The organism is Rhodococcus spongiicola, from assembly GCF_004011835.1.
Taxonomy (GTDB): Bacteria; Actinomycetota; Actinomycetes; order Mycobacteriales; family Mycobacteriaceae; genus Prescottella; species Prescottella spongiicola.
This window is the reverse complement of the sequence record NZ_RKLN01000001.1, coordinates 379800-396124: the sequence shown is the minus strand read 5'-3', so window position 1 is coordinate 396124 and position 16325 is coordinate 379800. Positions and strand designations below refer to the sequence as shown.

Below are 16325 nucleotides of genomic sequence, written 5' to 3'. Positions count from 1 at the left end.
TACCCGCACACGGGCCCGCATACGGAGAACGAGAGAAGGGAACTCCTTGATCAAGTCAGTACGTGCCGCTGTCACCGCGGCCTTGGCCGTCCCGCTCCTGGCCGTCATGTTCGCCGTGCCAGTCAACGCAGCGCCCGAAGACCTCACCTTCACCGTCGACGTCCAGGGCAACGACGTCGAACTCATCGTCACCATCAACTCCAAGTACGACCTCGACTGCTCATGGGAGATAACGAACGACGGCAACTCCGGAGCTAATCCACTCGGCACCGGCGCTACTTTTCTATACCTTCCGGATATCAAGGAGCACCGCAAGGCGGCGACCTTCGACGATGGCACCTACCAGATGACCTGGACGTGCAAAGGCCGCCCTTCCGCCACCTGGCCCGCACCTTATCTGGAGACGTGGGGGACACCAGACTCCGTTGACCCCGCTTACAGGACCGAACCGATCACGTTCACCGTCGGTGCTGTAGCAGGGGAGGTCGGCACCGGCAGCCTTGGCAGCCTCGACTTCGGCATCCTCGGCGGTTCCTAACCGGGCCTTGCTGGCCCGGCACCACCACGGTGTCGGGCCAGAAGTATGTTTCGGCCGCTGTTCGGTAGTTCGCCAAATAGCTCGGCTTCCCCCATGTGTGCCGTCAGCTGTTGCGGGCGATGCGGTTTCATCAGCGCGAATACTCGGGTGCCTACAGCGTCAATGGCGTGGCTTCTCTCGAGATGGCCATGTTCGGTGTTAACTTCCCTCACACCCCGGGGGGATTGCTCGCGTTCTTTCGAGATGCCACCGGCGCACGCCGCATACGGAGAACGAGCGAAAGGGAAGTCTTTGATCAAGTCAGTACGTGCCGCCGTCACCGCAGCCTTGGCCGCTCCGCTCCTGGCCGTCGCGTTCGCCGCACCAGCGAACGCGGCTGCCGAGGACGTCAACCTCACCGCCGACGTCCAGGGCAACGACGTGTGGGTCACCATCACTAACGACAACCCAAGCCTGATCGGCTGCGAATGGCTGGCGTGGGCCGGCGACGACGTCGATGACGAGCCCCAGGTGCTGGTCCGAACCCTCGTCCTGCCTTTGGGTGGCGAGTCTCGCACCGCAGCGGACCTGCCCGACGGCGACTACAAGATCAGTTGGTGGTGCACCACCATCCCTGCCTCTGACGAGGAATGGGGCACGGGCGATATAGGAGGCGGCGGCGACACGGCAGATCCGACCCCGGTCACCACCCCGGTGCCTGTCGACGACGAGGGCACCGACACCGGCAGCCTCGGCAGCCTCGGCAGTTCCGAGTCCGGCAGTCTTGGCAGCCTCGGCAGTTCCGAGTCCGGCAGCACCGACTCGGGCAGCACCACCTCGGGCAGCACCACCTCGGGCAGCACCACTTCCCCCAGCCTCGGCGATTCCTAACGGCCCTTCCTGGCCCGGCACCACCACGGTGTCGGGCCAGAAGCATGTGTCGTCAGCTGTTGCGGGCTCTCGTTCCACGCCGATGGCGTGGCTTCCCTGAAGGCGTTGGCCTCCGGTGTTAGCTTCCTTCACGCTCGGGGATTGCTCGCGTTCTTTCGAGATGTCACCGGGGCATGTCCACATCCGGAGAACGAGCGAAGGGGAAGTCTTTGATCAAGTCAGTACGTGCCGCCGTCACCGCAGCCTTGGCCGCCCCGGTCCTGGCCGTCGCGTTCGCCGCACCAGCGAACGCCGCACCCGAGGACGTCGCCCTCTCCGTCGATGTCGTCGGGAACGACGTTGAAGTCATCATCGCCAACGACAGCGACGGGATGATCGAATGCGCCTGGGCGGCATCGAGTGGCCTGTTCGGCGAAACCCACGTGCGCATCAACGTGTTCGTCCAGCCCGACGCGGTGTACCGCGAGCCAGTGACCGTCGCCGACGGCCGCTATGACGTCATCTGGAACTGCGAGTCCGTACCCGGCGTCGAGGCGTGGGGGAACACGTCGGAAACCGGCACGGCCGATCCGCTCACGTTCATCGCCCCGCCTTGCAGCAGCTCCGGCAGCCTCGACATACTTGGCAGCATGGACTTCGGCAACTTCGGTAGCACTGAGACAGGCAGCGCTAGCACCGCCGACGCCGGCAGCGGCGGCAGTGTCGGTAGCCACTGCGCCGGCCTCGGCGGTTCCTGACCGCCCCTTCCTGGCCCGGCACCATCACGGTGTCGGGCCAGAAGCATGTTCGGGGCCGCTGTTGGTTGAGGTCCGCCCTACGGCGCGGTCGCCAGGCCAATGGGTTGTGTTGCGGCGGGGCGGAAGTCGGGCGCCCGCCGTCCCAATCTCGAGGCCGCCGGCCGCCAACGGCGGCGACGAGTCCCGCAATACGCCGCCGTCGTACCGCGATGATTTCGATTGGGCGCTTCATGGCCGGTACAGAACCGCACGGCCTGTTCCCTACGTCGGCAGGCCCCGTGGCACAGACACCGATAATCCGGTTACGCAATAATTGCGTTTGGTCAATGATTGCACTTGGATAATAGTTGCACGAGCGCTAGCATTTGGGTGTGTCCGACACCACTGCTGATCTTCTCTTCGAACTCTTCAACGACTTCTTCACTCAGGTGATGAACGAGGGGGAGTTGGTGGACAACCTCCTCGAACTGGACCTCACCTTTTCGCAGGTGCGGGTCCTCTTCACGTTGGCGCATCGCGACGAACCGCTTCCGATCAACGAGGTTGCGGAAAAACTGGGGCTGTCGATGGCTGCAGCGGGTCGAAACATCGATCAACTCGTGAGACACGGCCTGGTCGACCGCCGAGAGGATGAGCGTGACCGGCGCGTCAAGAGGGTGTCGTTGTCCGCTGCAGGTCACGCGGCAGCCACCCGACACGTCGAACACAGACGTGAACAGTTGCGTCGTTTCGCGTCACTGATTCCGGAGAGCGACCGGTCTCGACTGATCGAGGCACTGAAACCTGTCCTCGCTGCGAATGCCCTGCGAGAACTCAACCAGGAGAAGGGCTATGACATCGCCGAAGGAGGCGCCTACAGCGCCTGACAAACTGGACAGCGCGGTCCTCAAGATCGCGGCCGTCGTGGTACTTGGTGCGACCATGTCGATCCTCGACGTGACTGTGGTCAGCGTCGCGCTCACGACGTTCACGCGAGAATTCGACAGTTCATACGCCACCGTCGCGTGGACGATGACCGCGTATACCCTCGCGCTGGGGGCCGTCATTCCGTTGACCGGGTGGGCGGCCGACCGGTTCGGAACCAAGCGCCTCTACATAACGGCGGTGGCGCTGTTCGTTCTCGGGTCCGTGGCGTGCAGCATGGCGTGGGACATCACCTCGTTGATCGGCTTCCGCGTTCTTCAGGGGCTTGGCGGCGGCATGCTGATGCCCCTCAGCATGACGATCCTGACCAGGGCTGCGGGCCCAGACCGGATTGGAAGGGTCATGGCGGTGCTCGGCATCCCGGTGCTGCTCGGTCCCATCGGTGGTCCCATCCTCGGCGGGTGGTTGATCGAGGTCGCGAGCTGGCACTGGATCTTCCTGATCAACCCGCCCATCGGCCTTGTTGCCATTGTTGCCGCCTACTTCATTCTGCCGTCCGACAAGCCGGCGCCTTCCGAGTCGTTCGACTTCCTCGGAATGCTGTTGCTCTCACCAGGATTAGCGACGTTTCTGTTCGGTGTCTCATCCATCCCGGAAGTCGGAACGGTGGCCTCGGCCCGGGTGTTGGTGTCCGGTGCAATCGGACTTACGCTGATCCTCGCGTTCGTCCTCCACGCGCTCAATAAGAACCATCCTCTGATCGACTTGCATCTGTTCAAGGATCGCCAGCTGACTATCGCGGTGATCACGCTGTTGATGTTCGTTGTCGCGTTCATGGGTGCCGGACTTTTGTTCCCGAGTTACTTCATCCAAGTGGGTGGGCACAACACGCTGGGCGCCGGTCTATTGATCGCGCCGCAGGGTATCGGCGCGATGCTGACCATGCCGATCGCCGGGCGGCTCGTCGACAAGATCGGTGCCGGCAAGATCGTGCTCACCGGGTTGCCGTTGACCCTCGTCGGACTGAGTGTGTTCACTCAGGTGGCAGCTGATACTTCGACGTGGTTGCTGATGGGTGCCCTGTTCGTGATGGGTTTGGGAATGGGCTGCACGATGATGCCGCTGATGACCGCGGCGCTCACCACGCTTTCCCATGAGCAGGTGGCGCGCGGTTCGACGTTGGTGGCCATCGTGCAGCAGACAGCGACGTCGATCGGCGCCGCCGTGATGTCGGTTGTCCTGACGAATCAGATCTCGAGTCAGGGAACGGCTGGGCTGGCAGTCGCGTCGCGTGGCGATACTCCGGAGGCAGCGCAGATCGCCGCGCAGACGCCGCCACCGGTACTGGCCCACGCTTTCTCGCAACTCGCCGACGCCTTCGGCAACACATTCGTTGTCGCGGCGGTTCTGATCCTGCTGACTTTCATCCCTGCGTTCCTGCTGCCACGCAAGAAATCGGAGAACCCGGACTCCGAGGCCGAAGGCGCTCGGACGGTCATGATGCACTGATCTTGGCCGTCTTCTCCGACGTCACGTCTGGGCTACGCGTATCAGCAGTTGGCCCGCGAGGCCGGCGGTTCGGTGGACGCCGATCTCAGCAACCTCAGGCAATGTGGCGATCCTGACAAAGTCTGCAGCGGAGGGGTATTCGACCAGGGCGCAAAAGTCCCACATATCTTCGACCTCGCCGATCACCAACGAATTGATCTGTCCGAGAAACACAAACCTTCCACCGTTTTCTTCGACGATCTTCTGCATCGCGGTGGCATAGATCTGGTACGCCTCGCGCCCGGTCAGCGCTGTCGAGCGGCCATCGCTATAGACCGCCTTGTCACGAAACCTGAGGAGGTTGAGCATCACGACCGGCTCCCCGGACTCGACCGCACCCAGCGCCCCGATGCGTTCAACGCTGGGATAGACAGCATTCTCGACCTGCATTTCCCGAGCTCCTCACCATGTCATGCCGTGTTGCGAGGCAATCAGCTGCTACACCGGGTAGGTGATGTCGGTCAGTTCTTCGGACACGGCCCAGAGTCGGCGCTGAATGTCAGCATCGTGTGATTGTGCGCTGGACTCAACGAGCTTCGGGTTGCCGCGCGTTTCGCGAAAGCCATCCGGGCCGTAGTACTGACCGTTCCGCACACTCGGATCGGTTGCCGCGCGCAACGTCGGCAACGCACCCATGGCTGCGCTTTGCGCCACCAGTCCTGACAGCAGTTCGAGAGGTGGCCTGACGATCCCCGGAATGTTGCGGGTGAGCTCGGTGTTGGAGCCACCGGGGTGAGCTGCCACCGCGATCGTCTGGGCATCCTTGTCCTCGAGCCGGCGCGCTAGTTCGTAGGTGAACATCAGGTTGGCCAGTTTGGCCTGTCCGTAGGCGGCCACCCGGTTGTAGTTCCGCTCCAACTGCAGGTCGTCGAAGTGAATCTTGGCGCGGATCCGATGACCCAGACTGCTGATCGTCACCACCCGCGACCCTTCGACCGCCAGCATGTTCTCGATCAGCTGGCCAGTGAGCGCGAAGTGACCAAGGTGGTTGGTGCCGAACTGCAACTCGAAGCCGTCTTTTGTCGTGGCCTTGGGAGTCCACATGACGCCAGCGTTGTTGATCAGTAGATCGATGCGTGGATGGTTGGCGCGCAGCTCCTCGGCGGCCTTGTGGATGTTCTCCAGCGAGGTGAGGTCGAGTTGCTGCAGTGTGACGGTGGCGTCGGGACTGACCGCCTTGATGCGATCGGCCGCTTCCTTGCCCTTCTCGAGGTTACGCACCGCCAATACGACGTGGGCACCCTTGGCGGCGAGAACGGCGGCGGTCTCGTAGCCGAGGCCGGTGTTGGAGCCGGTGATGATGGCGACCCTGCCGGATTGATCGGGCACATCGGCCGCGGTCCACTTCATGGCGATCCCCCTTGCTCATCCTGTATCTGACTGACTGTCATGTATATTTTAGTGACGGCGAGTCAGCTGGCTAGGTGCAGGATGTCGACAGCCGAGGGGGAGACCCCAACACCACCGGAACCTTCTCTGGGATCGGGATTCCCACTGGCCGGCAGTCGAGGAGACCGCCGCACAAGACTCCGTTCGGCACCGACCGACCCGGACGATGTGGGGGACCGCCTATGGCACTGCCGGGCAACAACATTGCCGTCGCGTAGCGATACGAAGTCGATTGCAGGCATCAGCTGAACGCTGATGATTCGCTTGCCACCCAGTGACTGCACGTACGACAAGACGTATCAATACTCATGCCGTACCGGGAGCACCGCAATGACCGACACCGCAGCACCCACCGGAGTCCAGATCGCCGAGATGGTAGCCCGTGGCCTGGCGTTCCCCGAACGAACCCCGATCCTCAAACGTCCTGACACTGTTGGCCTCGATTACGAGGATGTCTTCTTTCCTGCCCTCGACGGCACCGTGCTCGAGGGATGGCTGATTCCGGCCGACTCCGGGCGCGTCGTGATTTGCAACCACTTCGGCCCTGCCAACCGGCAGGGTTACCCGGGCCACCTGGAGGGCTGGAACAGTTCCAACGGCGTCGAGGTCGACTTCTTGCCCAAGTACAAGGCCCTGCACGATGCGGGCTACAACGTGTTGGCCTATGACCTGCGAAACCACGGCCTCAGCTCTGCCGGGGCCGGCGGCATCTGCGCCACCGGACTGATCGAATGGCGCGACGTCATCGGCTCCCTCCGCTACATCCGATCGCGCCCTGACACCAAGGACATGGCGATCTCGCTGCAGAGCATGTGCATCGGCGCCGACTCCACCTTCGTCGCCATGGCCCATAACCCCGCAGAGTTCGACGGCGTGCGCTCCATGATCGCCATCCAACCATTGACCGGCCGCAGCTTCGCCGAGCGCGCCCTGGAAGCGATGGGCGTACCTGAGGCCATCGGACACTTCGAAACCGCCATCCAACTCCTGACCAGTTTCAAGGTCGACGACTACGACATGACCCGTTTCGCGACCGCCGTCACCATCCCCACCCTCGTCGTGCAAGTCCGCGACGATCTCATGACCCGTGAAGCCGACGTCCAGGCGATCTACGACGCCATCCCCGCCGTGGACAAGGAAATGTTCTGGATAGGCGGCACCTCGATACGCCACCACGGCTACACCTACTTCGCCGAACACCCCGAAAAGATGATCGACTGGTACAACTCCCACCCGTAGCTCGAACCCGTTACGCCGCCAGAGAGCACGCCGAAGAACAAGCTGCTGCGTGGGCGCGACGAAGCAAACGAGTACTCAGACCGGCCTCGACAACTACGAAGCAGATCGAATACGGAGCCCTACAACAGGTTCCGAGGAGAACTGCTTCGCAAACGCACAGCTGCGCCACGGTCGATTCACGCACGATTTGGATTCGAGTCCCACTCGGGTACTCCGATTTACCCTCGGGAATTGTCCGATTTGCGGTATACATTGGAGGTCAGACGACAGGGGCGGTCGGTATCCAAGGGGGATTCTCGTTCGCACAAATGTGGTGGCACGTTGCCTCGACGCTTTGTTCATTCTGCCTGTCTCGGTTGAGTTTGAATCATTGTGCAGACGAAAGGTTTCTGATGGCCGACCAGTTCTCGCAGCACCCGGGTAGGCAGATGACGCGGGTCGGACCGTCACCGGTGACGCAGACCGATCAGAAGGCTGCTGTGTCTGGTGTCGTTCTGAGTGTTTTGGCAATGATCGGCGGGATCGTCGGCATCGTGATCGTGTTCAACGCGATTGATCGGTTCGGGGGCGAGCAGACCCAGATCACGAATGACTGGGACGCCTACACGGAGTGCATCTACAACGCTCAAACTCCCGAAGAGAAGAGTGCTTGCAGCTGACCGACGGGTCTGGCGGGAATGCACCTAATGTTTCAGTGGAGCAACAGATTCCATGTTTGCGAGCTTTGCGGTTCGGAGATACGACACCGCTGCCGAGCGCGGAACTGAGCGGTCGTGTGTCAGGTTCGGAATTGCATGACGGTCCGCTGTGCAGCCGGAGTCACCGCGTCGACGTATTCGACGAATTCCAGATGCTTGTCGAGGAAGCCTGCGACAAACGGACAGATCGGCACGATGCGCCTGCCGCGGGAGGTGGCGTCGTCGAGCGCGGTACGGATCAATGTGCTCGCGAGCCCCCGTCCGGCAAAGCGTTCGTCGACCTCGGTGTGGAAGAAGATCCGCTGTTCGCCGCTGTCGACGAACTCAGTGAACCCTGCCAGTTCGGCGCCCACGCGTATCTCGTAGCGGAGGGACGCAGACAACGGTTGAACCTCGAGTTCGGCGTCGGGTTCGTCGGTCATGATCCCTCCTCGGTAAGTCGCAGACGTGACCTGGGTTCAACTAACCGCTCATCGCCATCTTCGCAGCCCGCACCGGGTTGGCGTGTCGATTCGGGTCGGCCTGGGGTCGCTGTGCAGTCCCAGTTCCGTCGACAGGCCGGGTGTCAAGCACGTCGGAGCGTCGAGGACACTTGTCGCCATGCTCTCCGTCGAAGACGTGTTCAGCCGGATCCGGCGCTTCCCTGATGTCGAGGCGCCCAATCTGTTCGCTGTCGACGCGGCCGACCGACTGATACTCGACGAGGCAGCCGGCGCACTCGGCAACGCACCAACCGGCACCGTCGTCGTGATCGGCGATCACTATGGTGCGCTCACTCTCGGATGCGCCGTTCGTTTCGGTGCGAAAGACATTCGTGTGCAACAGGATCGGCTCACTGGAGAGCGAGCGTTGGCGAACAATGCCGAAGCTGTCGGGCAGTCCGGCTCCTACCGGTCGTTGCCGTTGGGGGAGGATCTGCTCGCCGGGGCGCGAGTTGTGCTGATGCAGTTGCCCCGAGGCCTCGACGAGCTCGACGAGATCGCCGACGCCGTCGCCCGGTACGCCGCCCCGGATGTCGTCGTCTACGCAGGCGGACGAAACAAGCACATCACCCACGCCATGAACGACGTGCTGCGCTTGTCGTTCGAGAACGTGAGGGCGACGCTGGGTCGGCAGAAGTCGCGGGTGCTCATCGCCGACTCACCGCTACAACTTGCCGAGTCGTCGCGGTTTCCGGTCGTGGAGCGCCTAGATGATCTCGACCTGCATGTCGTCGCGCACGGAGCGGTGTTCGCCGGCCCCAAGCTCGACATCGGGACCCGGTTCTTGCTCGAGTTCCTGCCAGGGATGCGCGAGGCCGAGACCGCGGTAGACCTCGGCTGTGGGACGGGCATCCTCGCGGTGAGCCTGGCGAAGGCGCAGCCGTCGGCGTCCGTGATCGCGAGTGACCAGTCCGCCGCTGCCGTCGCGTCAGCAGCGGCGACTGCCCGAGCGAACGGTGTCGGCGACCGGGTCCGCGCGCTCCGTGACGACGCGTTGGACTCGCTACCTGATGCGAGCGTCGATCTGATCGTCTGCAATCCGCCGTTTCATGTCGGTGCGGCGGTACACACAGGAAGCGCGGCCAAGATGTTCGCCGCCGCCGGGCGGGTCCTGCGCTCGGGCGGGGAACTATGGATCGTCTTCAACTCGCATCTCGGCTACAAGGGAGCGCTGGGGCGCGCCGTCGGGCCCACTGAGGAGATGGGGCGCAGCGCGAAGTTCACCGTCACCCGGTCGACCCGGGTGCGGTAGCGACAGCTACGCCACAGGTCCACCGGCCGCCGCATCGCCGTCGACCTGGCCCCGGTGCAGACCGAGGTCCTCGACGATGACGCCGTCGACGATCTCGGCGCTCTGCAGCTCGTCGTCGTCCTCGGGTTCCTCATCGGACATCAGGATGTCCGGCTCCTCCTCGGCGAGGCGCTGCTCGAGGCTCTCGCCCTGCTCGGCCTCACGGAGGGTGGTGCCGAACCGATCGGCCTCGCTCCATGCGTCGGGTGCGTCGACCACATCGTCGCCGTCGGCGTTGCACACTTCGTCAGAATCGAGGCTCTCGCTGACGTTCAAGGTCCCGCCGGCCCCATCTTCGATTCCCATGTCTCCATTGTCTGCCGTTGTGCGATTTCTCGCTGGATCGATGGCGCAACCGATACCGTTTGTTCCGGTCCTCGTATAGTGACGACAGCGGAACGCCCGGTACAGTCCGAAATGTCCGACTTCGGTCGCGTGGTGCGGGAACTTTCCGTTCCGCGCAGGACGTTTTACGGACAGCGATGCCGGATGCCCGGCCGACTCGAGCCTCATCGGGGGCTCGACCGACGACCACGAGAAGGGATGTGCACGGTGCGCACCACCAGTAACCCGGTGTTCCGCAACCTGCCCAAGCAGGAGGGCGGATACGCCAGATTCGGATCTGCGCAGGCAGGTGCCACGCAGATACCCCAGGAATACGGTTACGGTCAGCAGCCTCAGACGCCGCAGCGGGCGATGACGATCGATGACGTCGTCACCAAGACGGGTATCACGCTCGGCGTATTGACGCTGACGGCGATCGTCTCGTATCTGCTCGTCGGCAATAACACCGACCTTGCGATGCCGTTTGTCATCGGTGGTGGCCTCATCGGCTTCGTCCTGGTGATGGTCGCGACGTTCGGCCGCAAGATGGACAACCCGGCGATCGTGCTCGCCTACGCGGCGTGCGAGGGTGTGTTCCTCGGCGCGCTCTCGTTCCTCTTCGCCAATATGCTCGCCGCTGGAGTGGCGGCATCCACGCTGATCGGCCAGGCCGTTCTCGGCACGTTCGGCGTCTTCTTCGGCATGCTCGTCGTCTACAAGACCGGCGCCATCCGCGTGACCCCCCGCCTGACCCGCATGATCATCGGTGGGCTCATCGGTGTCGTGGTCTTGATGATCGGCAACCTGGTCGCGAGCTTCTTCACCGACGGCGGATTCGGCCTGCGCGACGGCGGCACGGTTGCGATCATCTTCAGCCTCGTGTGCATCGGCCTCGCGGCGTTCAGCTTCCTGCTGGACTTCGACGCTGCCGACCAGCTGATCCGCGCCCAGGCCCCGGAGAAGGCCGCGTGGGGCATCGCCCTCGGTCTGACCGTCACCCTGGTGTGGCTGTACGTCGAGATTCTGCGCCTGCTCAGCTACTTCAACAGCGACTAGCCGCACAGCGCCTCACGAACGGGCGGTTTTCCGACAGGCCACTCGGCCGACGGTCGGAGAACCGCCCGTTCGCCGTTGGCGGCCTGGGGATAACTTCGTCCGGCGAGTTCTCTGGGCGTACTTCGTCGGTGATGCTGCTCCTATGGGGGCATACGAGGAGCCGTTTCTGCGGTCGGCCGTAGCGGGGGAGCTGACTGACCATCAGCTCTACCACGACTTCGTGCGCATCTACCGCGGCGTCTACGTCCGCAAGCACGTCGAGGTCACTCCAGCGCGTCGCGCACAGGCTGCAGCACTCTTCGCTGGACCGGAGGCAATCCTCACCGGTTTCTCGGCAGCTGCGCTGCGCGGTACGAAGTGGATCGACAATCAAGAGCCGGCAGAGGTGATCCGGGTAGGTCACCGGCGGGCTCCCGCGGGAATGATCGCACACAACTGCCGGATTGAACCCGACGAGTTCGAACTGCTCGGCGGGATGTCGGTGGCAACATCGGCGCGCGCGGCCTTCGATCTCGGACGCCGTCTACCCCGGGTGCCGGCGATCGTTGCAGTGGACGCACTTTGCAATGCAACAGGACTCAAACCGGCCGACGTCGCCCTGCTTGCCGAGCGGTGGGCAGGATTGCGCGGGGTGGCTCGTCTACGGGCAATCCTCGAGGACGTCGACGGCGGCGCGGAGTCCCCACCTGAGACGCACACCCGGCTGACGCTCGTAGACGCCGGACTCCCGCGACCGGAGACCCAGATCCGGATTCGGGATCCTTACGGCCGCGTCTTCGCACGCTCCGACATGGGGTGGCGCGATTGGCTGACGCTTGTCGAGTACGACGGCGTCGATCACTGGACCCGCCGGCAGCGTGGCCTCGACATCGAGCGGCAGGCTCGCCTGGAGGCACAGGGCTGGACCGTGATCCGTGTAGGAGCAGAGCTGCTCTACGACAGGCCTGGGGTCCTCGTTGCCCGTGTCCGCGACAAGCTCCGGAGGGCCGGTGCCCCCGTCTGACGACGAACGGGCGGTTTTCCGGCGGCCCACCCGGCCGACGCTCAGAAAACCGCCCGTTCACGGACGTTCGAGGGCTAGAGGACTAGCTGAGGCGCTCGAGGACCATCGCCATACCCTGGCCGCCGCCGACGCACATGGTCTCGACACCGAACTGCTTGTCGTGGGTCTGCAGGTTGTTGAGCAGCGTCGCGGTGATGCGAGCGCCGGTCATACCGAACGGGTGACCGACGGCGATCGCGCCGCCGGAGACGTTCAGCTTGTCCTCCTCGATGCCGAGCTCGCGGGCCGAGCCCAACACCTGCACCGCGAAGGCCTCGTTGATCTCGAACAGGTCGATGTCGCTGATCGTCTTCCCGGCCAGCGCCAGGGCCTTCTTGGTGGCCTCGATGGGGCCCAGGCCCATGATCTCCGGCGACAGCCCCGAGACGCCGGTCGACACGACCCGGGCGAGCGGGGTCAGGCCCAGGTCCTTGGCCTTGGTGTCGCTCATGATGACCAGCGCGGCCGCGCCGTCGTTCAGCGGGCAGCAGTTGCCGGCGTTGACGGTGCCGTCGGGGCGGAAGACCGGCTTGAGCTGGCTGACGGCCTCGTAGGTGACGCCGGCGCGCGGGCCGTCGTCCTTGCTGACGACGGTGCCGTCCTCGAGGGTGACCGGGGTGATTTCACGCTCGAAGAAGCCTGCCTTGATGGCCTCCTCGGCGCGGTTCTGCGAACGGACGCCCCACTGGTCCTGCTCCTCGCGGCTGATACCGGTCAGCTGCGCGACGTTCTCGGCGGTCTGGCCCATCGCGATGTATGCGTCGGGGGCGATGCCGTCCTCACGCGGGTCGTGCCACTGCACGCCGCCCTGGGCGGCCACGGTGGTGCGCTCCATGGCGTCGGCGAAGAACGGGTTCTTCGTGTCCGGCAGGGAGTCCGAGTTGCCGGCCGCGAAGCTCGACACGGACTCGACGCCGGCGGAGATGAAGACGTCACCCTCGCCGGCCTTGATGGCGTGCAGTGCCATGCGGGTGGTCTGCAAGGAGGACGAGCAGTAGCGGGTGATGGTGGTGCCGGGCAGGGTGTCGTAACCCAGCTTGATGGCCACGATTCGGCCCATGTTGAACCCGGCCTTGCCGCCCGGCAGGCCACAGCCCAGGAGCAGGTCGTCGATCTCGGAGGGATCGAGCTCGGGTACTTTGTCGATCGCGGCGGCGACCATCTGCGCGGCGAGATCGTCTGGACGCATGCCGGCCAGCGTGCCCTTCATGGCACGGCCGATCGGCGAGCGGGCAACGGAGACAATGACTGCCTCAGGCATGGGAACTCCTTCTGGGGTTGGTCTTCTCGATCAATGAACTTACGTTGCCGTTGTGATCTCTCAACGGGCCACCTCCCGGCTCGGTCGGCAGGAACGACTGCACGCGGGTTTCAGCGCAGCGAACATCCTGTGAACTGGGGAAACAGATCTCCTTCCGAAATGTATTCCGCATCGTGGGTTGACGAGCACCGGGCCCACCGCGCTCAAGGGCACGGCTCGACGAATCGGCTTGCCCGGATCCGGTCGGCATGTCCGATTCCGATCTGGGAACATGGGACCATGCGCATCGCGGATCATGTCGTCGACCTCATCGGCAACACCCCTCTGGTCAAGCTGTCCTCCGTGGTCGGCGAGGGCTACGGGACGGTTGCGGCGAAGGTCGAGTACCTCAACCCAGGCGGCAGCTCCAAGGACCGCATCGCGGTCAAGATGATCGACGCTGCCGAAGCGTCGGGCGAGCTGAAGCCAGGGGGCACAATCGTCGAACCAACGTCCGGTAACACCGGCGTCGGCCTGGCGCTGGTCGCCCAGAAGCGCGGCTACAGGTGTGTGTTCGTCTGCCCCGACAAGGTCAGCGAGGACAAGCGCAACGTGTTGCGCGCGTACGGCGCCGAGGTCGTGGTGTGCCCGACCGCGGTGGCTCCCGATCACCCCGACAGCTACTACAGCGTCTCCGACCGTCTCGTGCGTGAGATCCCCGGCGCGTGGAAGCCCAACCAGTACGCCAACCCGGGCGGCCCGGACAGCCACTACGAGACCACCGGCCCGGAGATCTGGCGCGACACCAACGGCAAGGTGACGCACTTCGTCGCCGGCGTCGGCACGGGTGGCACGATCACGGGGACCGGCCGCTACCTCAAGGAGGTCTCCGGCGGCAAGGTCAAGATCGTCGGCGCCGATCCCGAGGGCTCGGTCTACTCGGGCGGCACCGGCCGGCCGTACCTGGTCGAGGGTGTCGGCGAAGACTTCTGGCCCAGCGCCTACGACCCGAGCGTGCCCGACGAGATCATCGCCGTGTCCGACGCCGACTCGTTCGATATGACGCGCCGACTCGCCCGCGAGGAGGGTCTACTGGTCGGCGGCTCCTGCGGTATGGCTGTCGTCGCTGCCCTCGAGGTCGCCAAGCGTGAGGGGCCGGACGCGCTGGTCGTCGTGCTGCTCCCGGACGGCGGCCGCGGCTACCTGTCGAAGATCTTCAACGACGAGTGGATGGCTTCGTACGGCTTCCTGCGCACCCCGCTCTCCGGTGACACTGCCGAGCCGACGGTCGGACACGTGCTGCGCGGCAAGTCCGGTGAGCTGCCCGATCTGGTGCACACGCACCCGGGTGAGACGCTTCGCGATGCGATCGAGATCCTGCGTGAGTACGGGGTTTCGCAGATGCCCGTCGTCGGGGCCGAGCCGCCGGTCATGGCCGGCGAGGTCGCGGGCAGTGTGTCCGAACGCGACCTGCTGAGTGCGGTCTTCGAGGGCCGCGCGGCCCTGGCAGATCCGGTCGAGAAGCACATGTCCAAGCCGTTCCCGCTGATCGGTGCGCAAGAGCCGGTGTCGGCGGCCACGAAGGCCCTGGGTGACACCGACGCCCTCATGGTGGTGGACGACGGCAAGCCGGCTGGGGTCATCACCCGACACGACCTGCTCGGGTTCCTCAGTTCCGGAGCCTGACCGCCGGTCGGACGGGTAGAGCGCGAATCCCCGTGGTCCAACCCGATCGCTAGGCTGGTCGGCATGAGCGAGCAGGGTTTCTCCACCAGAGCCGTCCACGCCGGATACGAGCCCGATCCGCAGACCGGCGCCGTCAACGTTCCGATCTATGCCAGTTCGACATTCGCACAAGACGGTGTCGGTGGCATGCGGGGCGGGTTCGAGTACGCGCGCACCGGCAACCCGACCCGTCGGCCGCTCGAGGCGAACCTCGCGGCACTCGAGTCGGGCACGTTCGGGCGGGCGTTCGGATCCGGCATGGCGGCGACGGATTGTGTCCTGCGGTCGTTGCTGCGTCCCGGCGACCATCTGGTGATCCCCGATGACGCCTACGGCGGCACGTTCCGCCTCATCGACAAGGTGTTCACACAGTGGGGGATCGAATACACCCCGGTCGCGGTGTCCGATGTCGATGCGGTTCGCGCCGCGATTCGTCCGAGCACCAAGCTGGTTTGGGTCGAGACGCCGACGAACCCGCTTCTCAACATCGGCGACATCGCAGCGGCCGCGGAGGTGGCGCACGCGGCTGGTGCGAAGTTGTTGGTGGACAACACTTTTGCATCGCCCTATCTGCAGCAGCCGCTGGCGCTGGGTGCGGACATCGCGCTGCACTCGACGACCAAGTACATCGGTGGCCACTCTGACGTCGTCGGTGGAGCGCTCGTCACCAACGACGAGGACCTCGACGCCAAGTTCGCGTTCCTGCAGAACGGCGCGGGTGCGGTGCCCGGTCCGTTCGACGCTTTCCTGACGATGCGCGGCATCAAGACCCTCGCGCTGCGCATGGAACGGCACAGCGACAACGCCGAGAAGATCGTCGATCTGCTGTCCGGGCACTCCGCGATCGACCAGGTCATCTATCCGGGGCTCGATTCGCATCCCGGTCATGTGGTGGCGGCCAAGCAGATGCGCCGCTTCGGCGGAATGATCTCGGTGCGGCTGAAGGGTGGCAAGCAGGCCGCGCTCGACTTCTGCGCGCGCACGCAGATCTTTACGCTCGCAGAGTCTCTCGGCGGCGTCGAGTCGCTCATCGAACACCCGGGTGCGATGACGCACGCGTCCACCGCCGGTTCTGCACTCGAGGTGCCGGAGGATCTGGTGCGTCTGTCCGTGGGCATCGAAGATGCGACGGACCTGCTCGCCGACATCGAGCAGGCTCTGGGCTGATCGGACTCCGACTCGCGGGGCCGAGTGTTTCCCGAATCTCGCCCGCGACAGTCGGATTGCCCGATGCGTGTGTGAATGCGCGACAGGGTTCTGATCAGGCCGCCGGAACGCGAGA

General features: G+C 64.4%; 17 protein-coding genes. 12 read left to right on the top strand and 5 right to left on the bottom strand.

Annotation, left to right across the window (positions count from 1 at the left end):
- Window positions 1–46: 46 nt before the first annotated feature.
- From EF834_RS01735 to EF834_RS01715, 5 genes are all read left to right on the top strand, one after another.
- Window positions 47–538, top strand: coding sequence for a hypothetical protein (locus tag EF834_RS01735; protein ID WP_127945092.1), 492 nt, complete (start codon window positions 47–49; stop codon window positions 536–538).
- A gap of 291 nt (window positions 539–829) precedes the next feature.
- Window positions 830–1408 carry a hypothetical protein gene (locus tag EF834_RS18135; RefSeq protein WP_164874042.1) on the top strand — a complete coding sequence of 193 codons (579 nt, stop codon included), beginning with the start codon at window positions 830–832 and terminating at the stop codon, window positions 1406–1408.
- Window positions 1409–1617: 209 nt separating this feature from the next.
- Window positions 1618–2145, top strand: coding sequence for a hypothetical protein (locus EF834_RS01725; RefSeq protein WP_127945085.1), 528 nt, complete (start codon window positions 1618–1620; stop codon window positions 2143–2145).
- A 431-nt stretch (window positions 2146–2576) separates the two neighbouring features.
- Entirely contained in the window at window positions 2577–3011 is a 435-nt protein-coding gene (locus EF834_RS01720) for a MarR family winged helix-turn-helix transcriptional regulator (protein WP_408014467.1), read from the top strand.
- Window positions 2977–4518, top strand: a complete 1542-nt coding sequence (locus EF834_RS01715) for a DHA2 family efflux MFS transporter permease subunit (protein ID WP_127945081.1) — start codon at window positions 2977–2979, stop codon at window positions 4516–4518. Before EF834_RS01720 ends, EF834_RS01715 begins: the two co-directional genes overlap by 35 nt.
- A gap of 21 nt (window positions 4519–4539) precedes the next feature.
- Here EF834_RS01715 and EF834_RS01710 read toward each other — a convergent pair whose 3' ends face one another.
- Together EF834_RS01710 and EF834_RS01705 are read right to left on the bottom strand one after the other, a co-directional pair.
- The gene (locus EF834_RS01710; RefSeq protein WP_127945079.1) at window positions 4540–4947 is read right to left on the bottom strand and encodes a DUF1330 domain-containing protein; all 408 of its coding nucleotides are present in this window, start codon (window positions 4945–4947) and stop codon (window positions 4540–4542) included.
- A gap of 48 nt (window positions 4948–4995) precedes the next feature.
- Entirely contained in the window at window positions 4996–5907 is a 912-nt protein-coding gene (locus EF834_RS01705) for an SDR family NAD(P)-dependent oxidoreductase (protein WP_127945077.1), read from the bottom strand.
- A 369-nt stretch (window positions 5908–6276) separates the two neighbouring features.
- On the opposite strand from EF834_RS01705, the gene EF834_RS18130 reads away from it, so the two are divergent.
- Together EF834_RS18130 and EF834_RS01690 are read left to right on the top strand one after the other, a co-directional pair.
- The gene (locus EF834_RS18130) at window positions 6277–7185 is read left to right on the top strand and encodes an alpha/beta hydrolase family protein (RefSeq protein WP_164874041.1); all 909 of its coding nucleotides are present in this window, start codon (window positions 6277–6279) and stop codon (window positions 7183–7185) included.
- A gap of 392 nt (window positions 7186–7577) precedes the next feature.
- Window positions 7578–7844 (top strand): hypothetical protein, encoded by a 267-nt coding sequence (locus tag EF834_RS01690; protein ID WP_127945071.1) that lies wholly within the window; start codon window positions 7578–7580, stop codon window positions 7842–7844.
- A gap of 119 nt (window positions 7845–7963) precedes the next feature.
- On the opposite strand, the gene EF834_RS01685 is transcribed toward EF834_RS01690, so the two are convergent.
- Window positions 7964–8305, bottom strand: coding sequence for a GNAT family N-acetyltransferase (locus tag EF834_RS01685; RefSeq protein WP_127945069.1), 342 nt, complete (start codon window positions 8303–8305; stop codon window positions 7964–7966).
- A gap of 178 nt (window positions 8306–8483) precedes the next feature.
- Between EF834_RS01685 and EF834_RS01680 the strand changes: the two genes are divergently transcribed.
- The gene (locus tag EF834_RS01680) at window positions 8484–9617 is read left to right on the top strand and encodes a class I SAM-dependent methyltransferase (RefSeq protein ID WP_127945067.1); all 1134 of its coding nucleotides are present in this window, start codon (window positions 8484–8486) and stop codon (window positions 9615–9617) included.
- Between the two features lie 6 nt (window positions 9618–9623).
- Here the strand turns inward: EF834_RS01680 and EF834_RS01675 are convergent, their stop codons facing one another.
- Window positions 9624–9962, bottom strand: a complete 339-nt coding sequence (locus EF834_RS01675) for a hypothetical protein (protein ID WP_127945065.1) — start codon at window positions 9960–9962, stop codon at window positions 9624–9626.
- A gap of 246 nt (window positions 9963–10208) precedes the next feature.
- On the opposite strand from EF834_RS01675, the gene EF834_RS01670 reads away from it, so the two are divergent.
- Together EF834_RS01670 and EF834_RS01665 are read left to right on the top strand one after the other, a co-directional pair.
- Entirely contained in the window at window positions 10209–11036 is an 828-nt protein-coding gene (locus EF834_RS01670; RefSeq protein WP_206615153.1) for a Bax inhibitor-1/YccA family protein, read from the top strand.
- Window positions 11037–11178: 142 nt separating this feature from the next.
- Window positions 11179–12039, top strand: a complete 861-nt coding sequence (locus EF834_RS01665) for a DUF559 domain-containing protein (protein WP_127945061.1) — start codon at window positions 11179–11181, stop codon at window positions 12037–12039.
- Window positions 12040–12121: 82 nt separating this feature from the next.
- Here the strand turns inward: EF834_RS01665 and EF834_RS01660 are convergent, their stop codons facing one another.
- On the bottom strand, window positions 12122–13339 hold the full coding sequence (locus EF834_RS01660) for an acetyl-CoA C-acetyltransferase (protein ID WP_127945059.1): 1218 nt from the start codon (window positions 13337–13339) through the stop codon (window positions 12122–12124).
- 279 nt (window positions 13340–13618) lie between these two features.
- Between EF834_RS01660 and EF834_RS01655 the strand changes: the two genes are divergently transcribed.
- Both EF834_RS01655 and EF834_RS01650 read left to right on the top strand, forming a co-directional pair.
- Window positions 13619–15004 carry a cystathionine beta-synthase gene (locus EF834_RS01655; RefSeq protein WP_127945057.1) on the top strand — a complete coding sequence of 462 codons (1386 nt, stop codon included), beginning with the start codon at window positions 13619–13621 and terminating at the stop codon, window positions 15002–15004.
- 63 nt (window positions 15005–15067) lie between these two features.
- Window positions 15068–16210 carry a cystathionine gamma-synthase gene (locus tag EF834_RS01650; RefSeq protein ID WP_127945055.1) on the top strand — a complete coding sequence of 381 codons (1143 nt, stop codon included), beginning with the start codon at window positions 15068–15070 and terminating at the stop codon, window positions 16208–16210.
- Window positions 16211–16325 lie beyond the last annotated feature (115 nt).

What these genes read in the sequence shown, in the direction of transcription:
- EF834_RS01720 (WP_408014467.1), top strand. Translation starts at nt 2,577, where the DNA reads ATGAACGAGGGGGAGTTGGTGGACAACCTCCTCGAACTGGACCTCACC.
- EF834_RS01715 (WP_127945081.1), top strand. Translation starts at nt 2,977, where the DNA reads ATGACATCGCCGAAGGAGGCGCCTACAGCGCCTGACAAACTGGACAGC.
- EF834_RS01710 (WP_127945079.1), bottom strand. Translation starts at nt 4,947, where the DNA reads ATGCAGGTCGAGAATGCTGTCTATCCCAGCGTTGAACGCATCGGGGCG.
- EF834_RS01705 (WP_127945077.1), bottom strand. Translation starts at nt 5,907, where the DNA reads ATGAAGTGGACCGCGGCCGATGTGCCCGATCAATCCGGCAGGGTCGCC.
- EF834_RS18130 (WP_164874041.1), top strand. Translation starts at nt 6,277, where the DNA reads ATGACCGACACCGCAGCACCCACCGGAGTCCAGATCGCCGAGATGGTA.
- EF834_RS01690 (WP_127945071.1), top strand. Translation starts at nt 7,578, where the DNA reads ATGGCCGACCAGTTCTCGCAGCACCCGGGTAGGCAGATGACGCGGGTC.
- EF834_RS01685 (WP_127945069.1), bottom strand. Translation starts at nt 8,305, where the DNA reads ATGACCGACGAACCCGACGCCGAACTCGAGGTTCAACCGTTGTCTGCG.
- EF834_RS01680 (WP_127945067.1), top strand. Translation starts at nt 8,484, where the DNA reads ATGCTCTCCGTCGAAGACGTGTTCAGCCGGATCCGGCGCTTCCCTGAT.
- EF834_RS01675 (WP_127945065.1), bottom strand. Translation starts at nt 9,962, where the DNA reads ATGGGAATCGAAGATGGGGCCGGCGGGACCTTGAACGTCAGCGAGAGC.
- EF834_RS01665 (WP_127945061.1), top strand. Translation starts at nt 11,179, where the DNA reads ATGGGGGCATACGAGGAGCCGTTTCTGCGGTCGGCCGTAGCGGGGGAG.
- EF834_RS01660 (WP_127945059.1), bottom strand. Translation starts at nt 13,339, where the DNA reads ATGCCTGAGGCAGTCATTGTCTCCGTTGCCCGCTCGCCGATCGGCCGT.
- EF834_RS01655 (WP_127945057.1), top strand. Translation starts at nt 13,619, where the DNA reads ATGCGCATCGCGGATCATGTCGTCGACCTCATCGGCAACACCCCTCTG.
- EF834_RS01650 (WP_127945055.1), top strand. Translation starts at nt 15,068, where the DNA reads ATGAGCGAGCAGGGTTTCTCCACCAGAGCCGTCCACGCCGGATACGAG.